The organism is Microbacterium proteolyticum, from assembly GCF_030818075.1.
Taxonomy (GTDB): Bacteria; Actinomycetota; Actinomycetes; order Actinomycetales; family Microbacteriaceae; genus Microbacterium; species Microbacterium proteolyticum_A.
The window spans coordinates 933,935-949,194 of the sequence record NZ_JAUSZZ010000001.1 but is presented as its reverse complement, the minus strand read 5'-3'; the positions used below and the strand labels follow the sequence as shown (position 1 = coordinate 949,194).

Annotated in this window: 13 protein-coding genes and 1 pseudogene; 1 reads left to right on the top strand and 13 read right to left on the bottom strand. The window is 70.2% G+C overall.

Translation table 11 applies throughout. From position 1 onward, the window contains the following. Nucleotides 1-3: 3 nt before the first annotated feature. The 3 genes from QE392_RS04440 to QE392_RS04430 form a co-directional block, all read right to left on the bottom strand. On the bottom strand, nucleotides 4-840 hold the full coding sequence (locus tag QE392_RS04440) for a carbohydrate ABC transporter permease (RefSeq protein WP_307448501.1): 837 nt from the start codon (nucleotides 838-840) through the stop codon (nucleotides 4-6). A gap of 6 nt (nucleotides 841-846) precedes the next feature. Next, nucleotides 847-1,803 carry a carbohydrate ABC transporter permease gene (locus QE392_RS04435; protein WP_307448498.1) on the bottom strand — a complete coding sequence of 319 codons (957 nt, stop codon included), beginning with the start codon at nucleotides 1,801-1,803 and terminating at the stop codon, nucleotides 847-849. Between the two features lie 68 nt (nucleotides 1,804-1,871). Next, on the bottom strand, nucleotides 1,872-3,164 hold the full coding sequence (locus QE392_RS04430) for an ABC transporter substrate-binding protein (RefSeq protein ID WP_307448496.1): 1,293 nt from the start codon (nucleotides 3,162-3,164) through the stop codon (nucleotides 1,872-1,874). Between the two features lie 229 nt (nucleotides 3,165-3,393). On the opposite strand from QE392_RS04430, the gene QE392_RS04425 reads away from it, so the two are divergent. Continuing rightward, on the top strand, nucleotides 3,394-4,332 hold the full coding sequence (locus tag QE392_RS04425; RefSeq protein ID WP_307454020.1) for a LysR family transcriptional regulator: 939 nt from the start codon (nucleotides 3,394-3,396) through the stop codon (nucleotides 4,330-4,332). Nucleotides 4,333-4,861: 529 nt separating this feature from the next. Here the strand turns inward: QE392_RS04425 and QE392_RS04420 are convergent. The 10 genes and pseudogenes from QE392_RS04420 to pcaH form a co-directional block, all read right to left on the bottom strand. Further along, nucleotides 4,862-6,340, bottom strand: a complete 1,479-nt coding sequence (locus QE392_RS04420) for a C-glycoside deglycosidase beta subunit domain-containing protein (RefSeq protein ID WP_307448493.1) — start codon at nucleotides 6,338-6,340, stop codon at nucleotides 4,862-4,864. Between the two features lie 8 nt (nucleotides 6,341-6,348). Continuing rightward, nucleotides 6,349-7,650 carry a C-glycoside deglycosidase beta subunit domain-containing protein gene (locus QE392_RS04415; protein WP_307448490.1) on the bottom strand — a complete coding sequence of 434 codons (1,302 nt, stop codon included), beginning with the start codon at nucleotides 7,648-7,650 and terminating at the stop codon, nucleotides 6,349-6,351. A 774-nt stretch (nucleotides 7,651-8,424) separates the two neighbouring features. Next, nucleotides 8,425-9,591, bottom strand: coding sequence for a thiolase family protein (locus QE392_RS04410; protein WP_307448486.1), 1,167 nt, complete (start codon nucleotides 9,589-9,591; stop codon nucleotides 8,425-8,427). Nucleotides 9,592-9,594: 3 nt separating this feature from the next. Next, a complete protein-coding gene (locus tag QE392_RS04405; protein WP_307448482.1) occupies nucleotides 9,595-10,233 on the bottom strand; it encodes a 3-oxoacid CoA-transferase subunit B in 639 nt (212 codons plus the stop codon). A 64-nt stretch (nucleotides 10,234-10,297) separates the two neighbouring features. After that, a complete protein-coding gene (locus QE392_RS04400) occupies nucleotides 10,298-11,044 on the bottom strand; it encodes a 3-oxoacid CoA-transferase subunit A (RefSeq protein WP_307448479.1) in 747 nt (248 codons plus the stop codon). Nucleotides 11,045-11,199: 155 nt separating this feature from the next. After that, nucleotides 11,200-11,571, bottom strand: a pseudogene (gene pcaC, locus QE392_RS04395) (4-carboxymuconolactone decarboxylase); the annotation flags it as partial. After that, nucleotides 11,571-12,353, bottom strand: a complete 783-nt coding sequence (locus tag QE392_RS04390) for an alpha/beta fold hydrolase (protein WP_307448474.1) — start codon at nucleotides 12,351-12,353, stop codon at nucleotides 11,571-11,573. The pseudogene pcaC and the gene QE392_RS04390, both read right to left, overlap by 1 nt. Continuing rightward, the gene (locus QE392_RS04385) at nucleotides 12,350-13,759 is read right to left on the bottom strand and encodes a lyase family protein (protein WP_307448472.1); all 1,410 of its coding nucleotides are present in this window, start codon (nucleotides 13,757-13,759) and stop codon (nucleotides 12,350-12,352) included. Before QE392_RS04385 ends, QE392_RS04390 begins: the two co-directional genes overlap by 4 nt. Then, nucleotides 13,749-14,390, bottom strand: coding sequence for a protocatechuate 3,4-dioxygenase subunit alpha (gene pcaG / locus QE392_RS04380; RefSeq protein ID WP_307448469.1), 642 nt, complete (start codon nucleotides 14,388-14,390; stop codon nucleotides 13,749-13,751). The genes QE392_RS04385 and pcaG overlap by 11 nt, the downstream gene beginning before the upstream one ends. A 1-nt stretch (nucleotide 14,391) precedes the next feature. Beyond that, nucleotides 14,392-15,201 carry a protocatechuate 3,4-dioxygenase subunit beta gene (gene pcaH / locus QE392_RS04375; RefSeq protein ID WP_307448464.1) on the bottom strand — a complete coding sequence of 270 codons (810 nt, stop codon included), beginning with the start codon at nucleotides 15,199-15,201 and terminating at the stop codon, nucleotides 14,392-14,394. Between the last annotated feature and the right edge of the window lie 59 nt (nucleotides 15,202-15,260).

Here is a 15,260-nt window from a genome sequence, read left to right as displayed (position 1 = left end):
GTCTCAGCCCTTCAGCCCGCCGGCGAATCCCTGGATGAATCGCTTCTGTGCGAACAGGTAGAACGCGAGGATCGGGATCATCGAGATGATGACGATCGCGAAGATCTGGTTCCACTGAGAGACCAGCGAGCCGATGTAGTAATACATCGCGACCGGCAGCGTCTGCGACTTGGAGCCCCCGAGGAAGATCAGCGACGTGAAGAAGTCGTTCCAGACGATGAGCCCCGCGAGGATCGCCACGGTTCCGGTCGCAGGAGACATCAGGGGCAGGACGATACGGAAGAAGATCTGCGTGCGGGACGCCCCGTCGATGGCCGCAGCTTCTTCGTACTCGGTGCCGAGCCCGCGGAAGAACCCGGCGTAGAGGAAGATCGCCAGCGGCATCAGCATCCCCGAGTAGAGCAGGATCATGCCCCACGTCGTACCGGTGAGACCGAGTGTCCGCGCGCCGATGTAGAGCGGGACGGTACCCAGCTGCGTCGGCAGGACGATCGCGACGAGGAACAGGTAGTAGACGCCGCGGCTCCACCGTCGGGTCGAGCGCGCGATCACGTAGCCGGTCAAAGAGCCGAGCAGCACCATCAAGACGATGCTGCCCGCCGTGATGATGACGCTGTTCACGAGGCCCAGCACGACGTTGGAGTTGCCCGTCGCGTTCAGCACCTTCGCGAAGTTGTCGAACGAGGGAGCCGTCGGCAGAGCCAGCGGCGAGGACGACACGCTTTCTTGGTCGCCTTTCAGCGAGATCGTCACGAGCAGGTAGAACGGTGCGAGATACAGCAGGGCGACGATCCAGAAACCGACTTCGCGCAGCGCTGAGAGTTTTGTGTAGCGGAACATCGTGCGTCAGTCCTCCGCGTTGCGGCCCTGACCGGCGCGCTGCTGCACGACGGCGAAGGCCAGGATGATCACGGTGAGCAACAGCGCCAGGGCCGCGCCGTAGCCGAAGTTGCCCAGTGAGAAGGCCTGCTTGTAGACCTCGGTGGCCAGAGTGGCGGTGGCGTTGGCGGGGCCGCCGCCGGTCAACGCCATGATCTGGTCGAAGATGCGCAGACCGTTGACGAGACCGAGAGTCGTGGCGATGGCGATCGCGGGACGGATCGAGGGAATGGTGACGTGCCAGAAGCGCTGCCAGAGGTTCGCGCCGTCGATGGCCGCGGCTTCCTCGATCTCGACGGGGACAGCGGCGAGGCCCGCCATGTAGATCACCATCGCGAAGCCGATGTTCTGCCACACCACGACGATGAGCACCGCCCAGATGGCCCACGCCGGGTCGGCCAGCCAGGTCTTGGCGTAGTCGCCGAGCCCGGCCGCCCGGAGGATGACGTTGAGCGGACCGTCGAACTGGAAGATGAACTTCCAGATGTAGGACGTCGCCAGCGGGCTGAGCACCACCGGCATGAAGAACAGCGTGCGCAGGATGTATCGGGTCTTCAGAACGCGGTTCAGGCCGACCGCGATCCCGAGGCCCGCCGCGTTCGACAGGATGACGGAAGCGAAGGCGAGGAAGAGCGTGTTGCCGAGGGCCGCGATCTTGGTGGGATCGGCGAAGATCCTCCGGAAGTTCTCAAACCCGACGAAGTCGAAGTCCCCGATTCCGGTCCAGTTCGTGAACGAGAAGAACCCGCCGACGGTCGTCGCGACGTAGTGGATGGCCAGGACCATCAGGATGCCGGGCAGGGCCCACCACCAGTAACCGAACTTCAACAGGCCCGGCCGGCGGGGTGGCCGCACCCGGCGGCGGTGACCGTTGCGTCGCGGAACGATCACCGCTTCGGTCTCGGATTGCAATGTCGCTGTCATGTCGCCCTCTGCTCCGTCGTCGTGGGGGATGCGCCGGCCGGAGCGCGAGCGCTCCGGCCGGCGGGGACTCACTGATCCCAGGCGGTGTCCAGCGAGGCGAGGACGCTCTCGACCGTGCTCTGCCCGGTCAGCAGTCCCTGCACGCCCGTCGCGAGGGCGTCGTAGACGGATGCGTTGGGCCAGTCGGAGTTGGCCAGCGGGGTGTAGTCACCGTTCTCGATCTGATCGGCGACGTCGGCGTAGATCGTGCTGGACAGGTCGAGCGACGACAGGCCGCTGACGGGAAGCAGCCCGGAGACATCGGCGAACAGGTTGGCCTGCTCGGGCGCGGCCACCCAGTCGAGGAAGGCGTTCGCGGCGTCCTTGTTCGCGGAGGCGGCGTTCAGCGACAGCGAATACGTGGGGCTGGCCACGCCGAAGGACTTGTCACCGGCCGTGGCCGGCGGGAACGCCTGGGCGACGAACTTCTGCTCGGGAGCGGCCGACTGCAGCTGCGCGGCGTTGGAAACGGGGCCGAAGAAGCTGATGTTCGTTCCCGACGTCAGGCCGTTGGTGATGGCGTCGAATCCGGCGCCTTCCGCCCCCGCCTGGAAGCAGCCCTCGTCGTACAACTTCTTGACGGTCTCGAGCGTGTCCTTCCACCCGGCGCTGTCGGCGAAGGTCACCTCACCGTCGAGTCGCTGCTGGTTCCAGTCCGGCGTCTCGGCGTACACGCGGGTGGCGGCGACGATGGATGCCGTGATGCCGGCGTTCGGCACGGTCGCTCCCGCCAGGACGAACAGGCTCTTCCCCGCCGCGCTCGCCTCCTGACACTGCGTGATCAGCTCGTTCTCGGTCGTGGCGAAGGAGGTGATGCCGGCCGCGGTGGCCGCCACCTCGTTGTAGATGAGACCGGCGTACGAGATGCCCAACGGCTGGCCGTAGATGGTGCCGTCCAGTGTCACGAGGTTTTCGCTGCCCGCCGGGATGACGTCCTTCACCGACTCCGGCAGCGGCTCGAGGAAGTTGGCCCTGGCGAGCGGGATGATGCTGCGGGTCTGGCCGCTCCCCGCCTCGGTCTCGAGGACGTCGGAGGCGTTGCCCGCCTGCAGCTGCGTGCGCAGCGTGTCGCCGTACGTGTCGTTCGGTTGGGGGTTCAGGGTGATGGTGACATCGGGGTTCGCCTCCATGTACTTCTTCGCCAGCGCCTCGAAGGGGCTTTCGATGTTGTTGGAGGTGGCGTAGGTGAGGGAGAACGAGTTCGATCCGCCCTGCGAGGCGTCGCCCGAGCCGGAGCCGGAGCACCCGGCGAGCACGAGGGAAGCGGTGGCGGGAAGAACGAGAAGACCTGCGATACGCGTGAAGCGGCGTTGCGGAGCCATGGGCCAGCCTTTCTGACGTCGTTGTCGGCGGTCCCTTCAGCGGAAGCGCCTGTGCTGTGTGACTCAGTATCGGCGCGATGCGCCAGAAAAGCACATAAGTCTTTGCGATGCGGCGCATAAGGGGCGGCGCCGCAGAACACGCATCGCTCAGAGATATACGCACTAGCACCGGCATAGACGTGATTGATACACTTTCGCCACAGCTCCCCCGACGAAGGATCACGACGTGGTGACCGATCATGCGACGCTCTCGCGCCTCGACCTCAACCTCCTCGTCGCGCTCGACGCCCTGCTCACGGAGCGCAGCGTCACGCGCGCGGCGGAAAGCCTGCACCTCAGCCAGCCCGCCCTCAGCGCCTCACTCTCGCGCCTGCGTACGCACTTCAACGACCAGATCCTCGCGCGTCGGGGCAACACCTACGAGCTGACCCCGTTCGCGATCCGTCTCACCGACCACACGAGCACGGCCCTCGAGGCCGCCCGGCGCGTCTTCGAGAGTCAGGCGTCGTGGTCGCCGTCGGAGTCCGCGCGGGAGTTCTCGATCTACGGGTCGGACTACGGTTTCGTCACCGTCGGCACGATCGTGTCGCAACTCGCCGCCGAGCGCGCGCCCGGGGTGCGCTTCCGCTTCATGCTGCACAATCCCGGCATCGTCGAAGACGCGGCGACCCGACTGCGATCGGCCGATGCGATGGTGATCCCCCACGGGCCGGTCTCGGACCTGCCCTACCTCGACCTCTGGCAGGACGACTGGCTCGCCGTCGTCGCCGACGACAACGACGCCGTCGGCGACGAGCTCACGATGCAGAACCTGGCCGACATGCCGTGGGTGCTGACCTTCCAGTCGCGCTCGGCCTTCACCTCGGCCGCTCGACAGATCCAGCAGCTCGGCGTCGAGCCGCACATCGAGGTCGTGCTGGAGAGCTTCCTGTCGGTCGGTCACTTCATCAGCGGCACACGCCGCGTCGGACTGGTGCAGTCGGCCCTGGCCCCGCACCTGCTGCGCATCGGCGGGATCCGCGTGGTGCCGCTGCCGTTCGTGGCGACTCCCATCGTGAGCGCGCTGTGGTGGCATCCCTCGCACAACCGGGATCCCGAGCACGAGTGGATGCGCGGCCTCTTCGCCGAGGCCGGTCGCGTGATCGCCGCGGGCCACGCGCCACACTGACCGCGCCACACTGACCCGCCCCGTCGCACGCCCGGCGTCCCGCGACGCGCGGCCTGCGCCACGCGCCACGCGCCCCACCCCGTCGCACGCCCGGCGTCCCGCGACGCGCGGCCTACGACTCTGCGCCCCGCGCCCCGTGACGCTCCGCCCGCGGCCCTACGCCCCGCGCCCCGTGACGCTCCGCCCGCGGCCCTGCGCCCCGCGCCACGCGAGCCGCGACCGTAACAGCGACAGCGACAGCGACCGCGTCGAGCCTCGGAAACACCCCGACGGAGTCTCGTGGACGCCCGACGGCTCGGCATCCGACCCCTCACCCGGTCCGGGCCGCACGCCCCTACGAGAGAATTCCCTCACACCTGTGGATAACTCTGTGGAGAGGTGTGCGTAAACCCCGGTTCTCTGTGCACACGCCCTGTGGAAAGTCGCCGCTCCGAGCGAAGCTTCGAAACTACAACCGCGTAATTCCCGCCCGCCCTTCGAGGTGGGGTCACGTGTCCGAGATACCCGGGCTCGCCCACCCGGCGGCGCGTCAGACCCCCGCCGTCACCGCCCGCATCGACGCGCGGATGAGGTCGTGCTGGCGCCTGACCAAGAGCAGCGGGTCGACCTCGCCGAGTTCGGCGAAGGCGTGACCCTCCCACTCGCTCGACCAGAAGCCGCGGTAGCCGCCCTCGACGAACACCCGCACGAGCTCCGGGTAGTCGATGGCCGGTTCCTGCCCCGCGTCGTCGATGTCGTAGAACTTCGCGTGCACGTGCAGGATCTGCGGCATGATGTCGGCCCACTCGCGCGGGTCGACGTGGCCGTGCATGTTGAACGCGAGGTGCGCGAAGGCACCGAGGCGGCCCGGGTCGAAGTCCCGTCCGCGCAGGTACGCGATGAACTCCTGCTGGCGCGCCTGCATCGTGGCATCCGTCGTCCAGATCTCCTGCAGCTTCGCGACCGCCTCCTCGTCGAGCCCGGCGCGCTGCACGGCCCGCAGCAGCGTCGGCGACATGGCGTGCATGGTCGACGAGAAGTCGGCGACGAAGCCGAGCAGGGGCGAGTCGAGCTCGGCGTACGTCTCGCGCACGCGCAGAATCGGCTCGGCGTTCGGCCCCATCGGGGCGTGGATCTCGTACGCGAGCTTCAGCTCGAGGTCTTCGGCGATCGGCAGCAGGCGACGCAGCAGCTCGGGCTTGGCGCTCTGGATGCGCACGAGCGGGAAGCCCAGCTTCTTCGCCCCCTCGAACATGAGCTTCGAGAACGCGAACTCCTCGTCGGGCGTCATGTCGCGGTCGCGACGCCGCCCCATGTCGAGATTCGCGCCGAACGAGCTGGCGACGAAGCCGTGCCGGTCGAACGCCGCGCGCCACGTGTCGACGAACGCGTCGGAGACGACCGGGTAGGTCGGCAGCACCTGGGATGCCACGATCTCGATGCCCGGGCCGATCCCCAGCTCCGCCACCCGGTCCAGCAGCCCGTCGAAGTCGTAGTAGCCGGCGCGGAACTCCGCGCTCGCCGAGTACAGCGTCAGGCCGAGGCGGAACGGATCGTCGTCGGCGGCCGGCGGCGGGGGCGTGACGTCGGACACGAGCGCCGGGGGCGTGGCATCCGCATCGACGACCGTAAGGGGTTTCACGTCGTGCACGACGTTCGGCACGTAGAGCCCCGGCCCGCCGTCCTGCCCGGGGGCGATCTGCATGTACGGCAGGCGCAGCTCGCCGTGCAGCACGACGTCGTGGGTCTCGCCGAGGGCGACCGGCTCGGGGCGGCGGGCGACGAGGAGGGGGTGCTCCTGCAGGAACCAGAGCCGTTCGCTCTGCTGCGGGAGTTCGTCGAGTCGGTACGAGGCGTCACCGAACTCGACGCGGAGGTCGTCGGCATCCACCTGCTCGCCGTCGACGGTCAGGTCGAGCGTCGTCACCGACGACAGCCAGAGGCTCCGGTACCAGGGGATCGTGAGCCGCAGCGCGAGTCCCTCGGGGTGCGCGCGCAGGCTGTCGTCGTGAATGAGTCCGTTGGGCATGACGTTCCTCAGATCCGGTCGGCGATCTGGCGGATGAGCGAGTGTTGGCGGCGCACCTGCTCGATGGAGCGCCACGGCTCACGCTCTCCCTCGTACTCGCTGGAGAGGTAGCCGGTGTAGCCCGCGTCCTTGAGGGCCTTCAGCACCGGCTCCCAGGGGATCTGCTTGTCGTCGAGCTCCTCGTCGATGTCGTGGAACTTCGCCTGGATGAACACGACGTTCTCGATCACGTCGAACACATCGTTCGGGTCGACGTGGATGCCGTCGAGGAACGCCGGGCGCTGGCCCGGCAGCTCACCGGGCTTCAGCGGAATCGGGCGGTCCTGGAAGATGCCGGTGTCCAGCAGCAGGCCGAAGTGCTTCGTACCGGTGCGGTGGATGAGGGCGATGTAGTCGTCGACGACCTCGTGCTTGATGGGGGTCGGTGAGTGGATCTCGGGGCAGATGATGACGTCGAGCTCTTCGGCGAGCGGGAGGGATGCCTCGACGACCTCGGTCCAGATCGGGTGCGGGACGAGATCGCCCGAGACGACCCCGATCTTGGGTCGCACGAAACGGAAGCCCAGGCGCTTGGCCAGGCGCAGGTCGCGCTGCAGGGCCGCCGTGCCCTCCTCGACCGTCATGTCACGGCCGTTCGGGCCGCTGGAGTGCAGGCGCGTGTCGATCCACGAGCCCATGTTGGTGGGCTCGAGCCCGTACTTCTCGAGCAGGGCGAACCACTGCTCGACCCACGCGTCGGTGGGGTTCGGGTAGTTCGGCACGTGCGCTTCGCCGAGGATCTCCAGGCCCGTCGCCCCCAGGTCGGCGATCGAGGCCATGGCGGTCTCGAGGTCCATGACCGTGCCGAAATCGCTCATGTAGCTGTAGAGCGAGACGCCGTATCGGAACGGGGCGCCGGGTGCCTCGGGCGCGAGCGTGACGTGCTTGGTGACCCGGTAGGTGCTCGGCTGGTGCTCCTGCGGGATGTACGACATCCGCAGCCGCAGCTCGATCGACAACTCGTGCACCCCGTCGGGCAGACCACCGGGAAGCGGCACGGTGATGATCGCGGCGTCCTCGAGCGGCCAGCGCACGCCGTCGCCGTCCCACAGCTCGGCGAGCGTGTAGGTCCCGCCCTGCAGGGTCCACAGCGGCACGTCGGGCGCGACGTCGACCAGACCCGGGATGCGGACGCCGATGCCGTCGATCAGCGAGGCCGCCATGCCGCGGTACGACGGCATCCGGACGCGGAACTGGAAGCCGGTGATCTCACCGCCCTCGCGGACGTTGCGGAAGCCGACGGACTGGATGAGGTCTCTTTCGAGAAGCATCGTCGCTCACTCTCTCTGTGGTTCGCTTCGACGCTACCCCGCTTTGGCCTCTTTCAGACATAAGAGGTTCTGATGCCGCGCATCACCCGCGGCTTCACACCTGCTCCCGCACCCGTCCCGCGTCCTGCGTCCTGCGTCCTGCGCCCACTCAGCGACCCCTCGTCCCACTTGTGCACAGACCATGTCCCGAAACCGGCTGTCTGGAGCACCCCCACACCGCGCAAAGTGGGACATACGAACCTCGCGTCGGGCTCCGCTCACCCACCGCACCCCATGTCCCACGAAGTGCAGCCCCAGCCGCCCAAACCCGCACGAAGTGGGACACGCGCGCCCCGACCCACGGCACAGCCCACCCACGGCTCAGCCCACCCACGGCACAGCCCACCCACCGCACCCCATGTCCCACAATGTGCAGCCCCAGCCGCCCAAACCCGCACGAAGTGGGACACGCGCGCCCCGACCCACGGCACAGCCCACCCACGGCACAGCCCACCCACGGCACAGCCCACCCACCGCACCCCATGTCCCACAAAGTGCAGCCCCAGCCGCCCAAACCCGCACGAAGTGGGACACGCTCACCCCGACCCAAGGCACAGCCCACCCACGGCACAGCCCACCCAGGGCACAGCCCACCCACGGCACAGCCCACCCACGGCTCAGCTCACCCACCGCACCCCATGTCCCGCAAAGTGCAGCCCCAGCCGCCCAAACCCGCACGAAGTGGGACACGCATGCGCGCGCCCCCGGAGCAAGAGGTAGCCCGGATGCCGGGACTCAGCGCTCCAGCACCACCGCGAGGCCCTGGCCCACGCCGATGCAGATCGCCGTGACCGCGACGCCGCCGCCGCGGCGCTTCAGCTCGTGCGCGGCGCGGGCGATGATGCGCCCACCGGAAGCGCCGAGCGGGTGTCCGATCGCGATCGCGCCGCCGTTCTCGTTCAGCGTCGACGGGTCGAGCTCGGTCCACAGCTTCGCGCACGCGAGGGACTGCGACGCGAACGCCTCGTTGAGCTCGACGAACGACACGTCGCTCCACGACCGGCCCGCGCGGGCGAGCGCGCGGTTCGCGGCCTCGACCGGGGCGACGCCGAACACGTCGGGGTCGTTGCCGAACGCGGCCCGACCGGCGATGCGCGCCAGGGGCTCGGCATCCAGGGCTCCCTCCGCCCCGAGCAGCACCGCCGAGGCGCCGTCGTTGATGGGCGAGGAGTTGCCGGCCGTCACGGTGCCGTCCTTCTGGAACGCCGGGCGCAGGCCCGCGAGTACCTCGGCGGTCGAGTCGTCGCGGATGCCCTCGTCACGGGCCAGCTCGTGCCCCTCGACCTGCACGATCTCGTCGGCGAACCGGCCCTCGGCCCACGCGGCGGCGGCCAGGCGGTGGCTGCGGGCGGCGAAGGCATCCTGCTCCTCACGCGAGACGTCGTAGATCTGGGCGAGCTTCTCGGCGCTCTCGCCGTTCGAGATCGTCCAGTCCTTCCGCAGCCGCGGGTTGGTCATGCGCCAGCCGATCGAGGTGTTCCACATCGTCTGGTTCGCGGCGGGGAAGGGCCGCGGGCTCTTCTCCACCACGAAGGGCGCGCGGGTCATCGACTCGACGCCGCCGGCGAGGATGATGTCGGCATCGCCGGCCTCGATGGCGCGCGAACCCTGGATCACGGCATCCAGCGACGAACCGCACAGGCGGTTGATCGTCGTGCCGGGCACCGACGACGGAAAGCCCGCGAGCAGAGCGGCGAAGCGCGCGACGTTGCGGTTGTCCTCGCCGGCCTGGTTCGCGTCGCCGAAGATCACGTCCTCGATGCGCGCGGGGTCGATCCCGGTGCGCTCGACGACGGATGCCATGACGGTGGCGGCGAGATCGTCGGGGCGTACGTCGGCGAACGCCTTGCCGTGCCGCGCGAACGGAGTGCGCACGGCGTCGTACACGAAGGATGCGGGCATGGCTCAGGCCTCCAGTTCCAGACCGAGCAGCGCCTCGATCTCGTCATGCGTGTTGTCGCCGAACAGCTCGCGCACGCGGAAGCCGTCAGGCGTGACGTCGAAGACGCCGTGGTCGGTGTAGACGCGCGAGACGCATCCGACGCCGGTGAGGGGGTAGGTGCACACCTCGACGAGCTTGGGCTCGCCGCCCTTCGTCAGCAGGTCGGTCATGACGTAGACGTCCTTCGCGCCGATGGCGAGGTCCATCGCGCCGCCCACCGCCGGGATGGCCCCGGGCTCGCCCGTCGACCAGTTGGCGAGGTCGCCGGTCGCCGACACCTGGAACGCCCCCAGCACGCACACGTCGAGGTGCCCGCCGCGCATCATCGCGAACGAGTCGGCGTGGTGGAAGTATGCGGCTCCGGCGAGCGCCGTGACCGGCTGCTTGCCCGCGTTGATGAGATCCGGATCCACCCGCCCTCGCTCGGGCGCCGGGCCCATACCGAGCATGCCGTTCTCGGTGTGCAGCACGATCTCGAGGCCTTCGGGCAAGTAGTCGGCCACGAGGGTGGGCGCCCCGATGCCCAGGTTCACGACGGCGCCCTCGGGAATGTCGGATGCCAGTCGGGCGGCGAGGTCGCGCCGGGAGATGCGGGTGGTCACTGTGCTGCCCTTTCGTCGGTGCGCGGATCCGCGCCGCGGGACTCGGCCTCGGCGGTCCACACGCTCATGCCGCACCCTCCTCGGGTGCGAGGGGCCGACCCTCGATGTCGACGCCTCCCACGAACTCGCCGTCGCGCAGCCACGGACGCTCCCCGACCGCGACGACGCGGTCGACGTACAACCCCGGGGTGATCACGGTCTCGGGGTCGAGCCAGCCGAGCGGCACGATCTCGTCGACCTGCACCACGGTGGTCGTCGCAGCCGCGGCCATGATCGGCCCGAAATTACGCGCGGTCTCGCGGTAGACGAGGTTGCCCCAGCGGTCGGCGGCTCGCGCGCTGATGAGCGCGACGTCGGCGTGGATCGGATACTCGAGCACGTAGTCGCGGCCGTCGATGCGCCGCGTCTCCTTGCCCTCAGCCAGCTGCGTGCCGAACCCGGTGGGGGTGAAGAAGCCGCCGATGCCGGCGCCCGCGGCGCGGATGCGCTCGGCGAGGTTGCCCTGCGGCACGAGCTCGAGCTCGACCTTCCCCTCGCGGTACAGCCGGTCGAACACCCATGAGTCGCTCTGCCGCGGGAACGAGCAGATCATCTTGCGCACCTGGCCCGCCGCGAGCAGGGCCGCGAGGCCCGTGTCGCCGTTGCCGGCGTTGTTGTTGACGACGGTGAGCTCGCGCGCGCCGTGCGCGATGAGCGCGTCGATGAGCTCGACGGGCTGCCCGGCGCGGCCGAAGCCGCCGATCATCACGGTGGCACCGTCGGGGATGCCGGCGACGGCCGCCGCGACGTCGGGCACGGTCTTGTCGATCACTTCGCGCCTCCCTCGTCGGGAGCGGATGCCGGAACGTCGGCGGGCGCCGAGACCGGGGTTCCGGCGGGAGCGGATGCCGAAACGTCCGCGGATGCGGACGCCGGGGTTCCCGGGGTCGCGTTCGATGCCGCGCCCGGAGCCTGGTCACCGGGCAGGGCGCCGAACACCTCGGACGCGATGCGGAACGCGGTGTTCGCGGCCGGGACACCCGAGTAGATCGCCGCCTGCAGGATGACCTCGCGGATCTCCTCGATCGTCAGACCGTTGCGCAGCGCCGCCCGCAGGTGCATCGCGAGCTCCTCGTGGTGCCCGTGCGCGATGAGCGAGCTGAGCACGGCGACCGAGCGCGAGCGGCGGTCGAGGCCCGGGCGCGACCACACATCGCCCCAGGCCACGCGCGTGATGAAGTCCTGCCAGTCCGCGGTGAGGTCGGTTGCGGCCGCGGTGGCGCGGTCGACGTGCGCGTCCGACAGCACGGCGCGGCGCACGGCCATGCCCTGGTCGTAGCGTTCCTGATCGGTGGGCATCAGGCGTCCTTTCCAGAAACGGATGCGAAGAACGACCGCAGCAGCGCCGCCACGGCCTCGGGTTGTTCGGCGGGCGGCAGGTGCCCGGCGTCGTCGATGCGGGCGATGCGGCCGTCGCGCACGCCCTCCGCGATCTCGACGGCCTTGGCCTCGGGCGCAACGGCGTCGACGGCGCCCCAGGCGGCCAGGACCGGCACCTCGATCCCGCTCAGCGAGGACCGCACGTCGTACGCGGCGAGCGCCTCGCAGCAGCGGGCATAGCTCTCGTCGTCGGCATCCTGAAGCGCGTGCAGCAGACGACCGGTCAGCTCGGGTCGTCGAGCGATCGAGTCGGGCGCGAACCAGCGCTGCGCGGAGGGCACGATGAGGCTCGAGGTACTCTGCGTCCGCGACTGCGCCGCGCGATCGTGCCAGGCGGCGGGGTCGCCGAGCTGGGCTCCGGATGCCACGATCGCGGCGCCCCGCAGACGCGAGCCGTGCCGCAGGGCGAGCTCGAGGCCGGTGGCCCCGCCGAGCGAGACGCCGGCGTAGAGGAAGGTGTCGTCGGGAACGGCCCGGGCGACCGCGTCGGCGAGGTCGGCGACCGTGAACGGCTCCCGCGCGACGGGTCCGGCGCCGTGGCCCGGGAGGTCCCAGGCGGCGACGCGGTAGTCGTCGGCGAGCAGCGGCACGACGTCGTCCCACAGGATGGTCGACGTGCCGAGCGAGGGTCCCACCACCACGAGCGGCGCCTCGGCGGGCCCGACGGGGGCCGTCAGCGAGATCAGCGGAACCGCACTCATGCGCCCACCCCGCACGCGTTGTTGCCAGATCCCGGGCGGTCTCGGCGATCGCCCGCGGTTCCGGCGTCGCCGCCCTCGCGCGCGCCCGCCGCCCCGCCGCGCGCGAGCCGCGGCGCCAGTCCGACGTACGCCCGCGGGTCGAGCAGGGCGTCGACGTCGAGCCCGGCGGCCTCGGGCAGCGCCCGGAGCCGCGCGGCCAGGCCATCGGAGCCGTTCAGCAGCTCCGCGAATCGCGCAGCGCCGATCAGCGGCACCAGCACGCCGCGCAGGCGCTCGCTCACGACGCGTCCGCCGGTGATCCCCGCGTTCCGCGCCGCCGCCACGGCATCCACCCGCAGGTGCGCCGCGAGGGAAGAGGCGTGCCACGACGCCCCCAGCGCCAGCCGCAGCAGGTCGCGCAGCGTCGGCCACTCGGCGTGCCACGCGCCGTCGGGGCGCTCGTCGACGGCGAGGGATGCCGCCAGGTGCAGCGTCGCGCCCAACTGCGGCGCGCGGAGAGCGGCGGAACGGATGAGCACCGCCTCCGCGGGGTTCTGCTTCTGAGGCATCGCCGACGATCCGCCGCCGACGCCCTCCGAGACCTCGCCGATCTCGGTGCGGCTGAGGGTGGCGACGTCGGCGGAGAACTTGCCGAGCGCATCGAGCGCCTGCACGAGGGCGTCGCCGAGCTCGGTGACGGGCCAGCGCGTCACGTGCCAGGGCGCGTCGGGGGCGTCGAGCCCCGTCGCCCGAGCGTAGGCCGCGGGCAGTGCGGCCGCGGCATCCACCGATCCGGTGATCTCGACGAACGACGCCAGCGTTCCGCCCGCACCGCCGAGTTGCGCCGGGAAGGTCAGCGCATCGAGACGGGATGCCGCGCGCGCGATCGCCTGCACCCACGTCGCCGCCCGGGCGCCCACGGTGGTCGGCACGGCGTGCTGGGTCAGCGTGCGCGCGACGGCCACGTCGTCGGCGTGACGCCCGGCCAGCTGCCGCAGCCACTCGGCCGTGTTCCCGAGCGAGGCGCGCACCTGCTCCACAGCGCGGCGCGCGACGATCATGAGGGCGGTGTCGAGGATGTCCTGGCTCGTCGCGCCGCGGTGGATCCAGGGGCGGTGAGCCGCCGGCACCTGGTCCTTCAGCATCCCCACGAGCGGGATCACGGGGTTCCCGCCCGCCACCGAGGCCGAGAGGAGTGCGTCGACGTCGAGCGTCGCCGACGGGGCACCGCCCTTCTCGTCGAGGCCGAAGACGTGGTCGATCTCGGCACGAGCCTCCTGCGGCGCCACGCCCAGCTCGGCGTAGGCCGCGACGAGCGCGCACTCCGCCCGCACGAGGGCGTCGAGCACCGAGGCATCCGACACGAGGGCATCGTGACCGACGGCCACCGGCGTGAGCAGCCCGCGATCGAAGGCCTCAGAAGGCAAGGAACACCGTCTCTTTCTCGCCCTGCAGCCGGATGTCGTGCCGCAGACCGCCGTCGGGCGTGCGCGTCGCGATGAGGCTAGCGCGCTCCTCCGACGTCAGTGAGGCCAGCAGCGAGTCGGCGGCGAGCGCGGCCTCATCGGCGGGCGAGTAGATGCGCGTGTGGAGCTTGTCGGGCAGGCCGCGGGCGAACACGATCGCGGCGAAGAAGCCGGGGCGGCCCTGGATGCCGCCGGGCTCGCGCGTCCAGAACTCGAAGTGCCCCTCGTCGTCGGTGAAGGCGCGACCGAAGCCGGTGAACGTGTGGTCGTCGCGGCGGAACGCGCCGCGCGCCCGCGGCACCGAGCCGTCGGCATCCGCCCCGAAGATCTCGATCAGCGCGTCGGGGATGGGCGCCCCGGCGCCGTCGTACACGGTGCCGCCCAGCACGATCGCCCCGGGCGAGTGCGGGAACGCGACCTGGTGCTGCTTCGGGAACTCGAGGCCGTACGCGAAGAAGGGGCCGACCGTCTGGCCGGGGGTCGGGCGGTGGGTCTTGGCGGGCCCTTCGACAGGCTCAGGGACCCCATCGACAGGCTCAGGGACCCCATCGACAGGCTCAGGGACCTCTCCGTGAATCGATGTCGTCGTCATCTCACTCGCCCTCCTGCTCGAAGTAGGTGGCATCCGGTCCGTCGACGACGATGTCGAAGCGGTACCCCGTCGCCCACTCGGGCGAGGTGAGGTCGTGGTCGTAGACGCCGACGAGGGCGTCGCGGTCCTTCTGCCGGTGGATGCTGTTGTAGATCGGGTCGAGCGCGAAGAGGGGATCGCCCGGGAAGTACATCTGCGTCACGAGTCGCTGCGTGAAAGACGAGCCGAACACCGAGAAGTGGATGTGCGCCGGACGCCACGCATTGCGGTGGTTCTTCCAGGGGTACGGCCCGGGCTTGATCGTGGTGAAGCGGTACTCGCCGTTCGCGTTCGTGACCGCGCGCCCGGCGCCGGTGAAGTTCGGGTCGAGCGGGGCGGGGTGCTGGTCGCGCTGATGGATGTAGCGCCCGGCGGAATTCGCCTGCCAGATCTCGATGAGCTGATTCGCGATCGGCCGCCCCCACGAGTCGAGCAGGCGCCCCTGCACGCTCATGCGCTCGCCCAGCGGCTCCCCGGCGTGCTGCAGGGTGAGGTCGGACTCGATCGCGGCGACGTCGCGCTGCCCGAACGCGGGCGAGAACAGCTCGATCGTCTCGGGGTCGACGAGCTTGGGGTTCTTGGTCGGATGCCGCAGCACACTCGAGCGGTACGCGGGGAAGTCGTGCGCGGTGGCGGCGACGCGCTCCCCGGCGGCCTCGAGCGCGGCGAGCTCGGCGTGACGGGCGCGGATCTCGTCGACGATCTCGGACTGCGACGCCTGGTCGGGGGCGGCCAGCAGCGTCTCGGGCGCCGCGGCGGGGGTGTGGGACATGGGGTCTCCTTCGACGCCTCCATCGTCCGACACCGCCCGGCGGGAAGCCAGACCGTTCC

Coding starts and splice junctions, on each gene's coding strand:
- QE392_RS04430 (WP_307448496.1), bottom strand. CDS start 3,164: ATGGCTCCGCAACGCCGCTTCACGCGTATCGCAGGTCTTCTCGTTCTT.
- QE392_RS04410 (WP_307448486.1), bottom strand. CDS start 9,591: ATGCCCGCATCCTTCGTGTACGACGCCGTGCGCACTCCGTTCGCGCGG.
- QE392_RS04435 (WP_307448498.1), bottom strand. CDS start 1,803: ATGACAGCGACATTGCAATCCGAGACCGAAGCGGTGATCGTTCCGCGA.
- QE392_RS04390 (WP_307448474.1), bottom strand. CDS start 12,353: ATGAGTGCGGTTCCGCTGATCTCGCTGACGGCCCCCGTCGGGCCCGCC.
- pcaH (WP_307448464.1), bottom strand. CDS start 15,201: ATGTCCCACACCCCCGCCGCGGCGCCCGAGACGCTGCTGGCCGCCCCC.
- pcaG (WP_307448469.1), bottom strand. CDS start 14,390: ATGACGACGACATCGATTCACGGAGAGGTCCCTGAGCCTGTCGATGGG.
- QE392_RS04420 (WP_307448493.1), bottom strand. CDS start 6,340: ATGCCCAACGGACTCATTCACGACGACAGCCTGCGCGCGCACCCCGAG.
- QE392_RS04440 (WP_307448501.1), bottom strand. CDS start 840: ATGTTCCGCTACACAAAACTCTCAGCGCTGCGCGAAGTCGGTTTCTGG.
- QE392_RS04415 (WP_307448490.1), bottom strand. CDS start 7,650: ATGCTTCTCGAAAGAGACCTCATCCAGTCCGTCGGCTTCCGCAACGTC.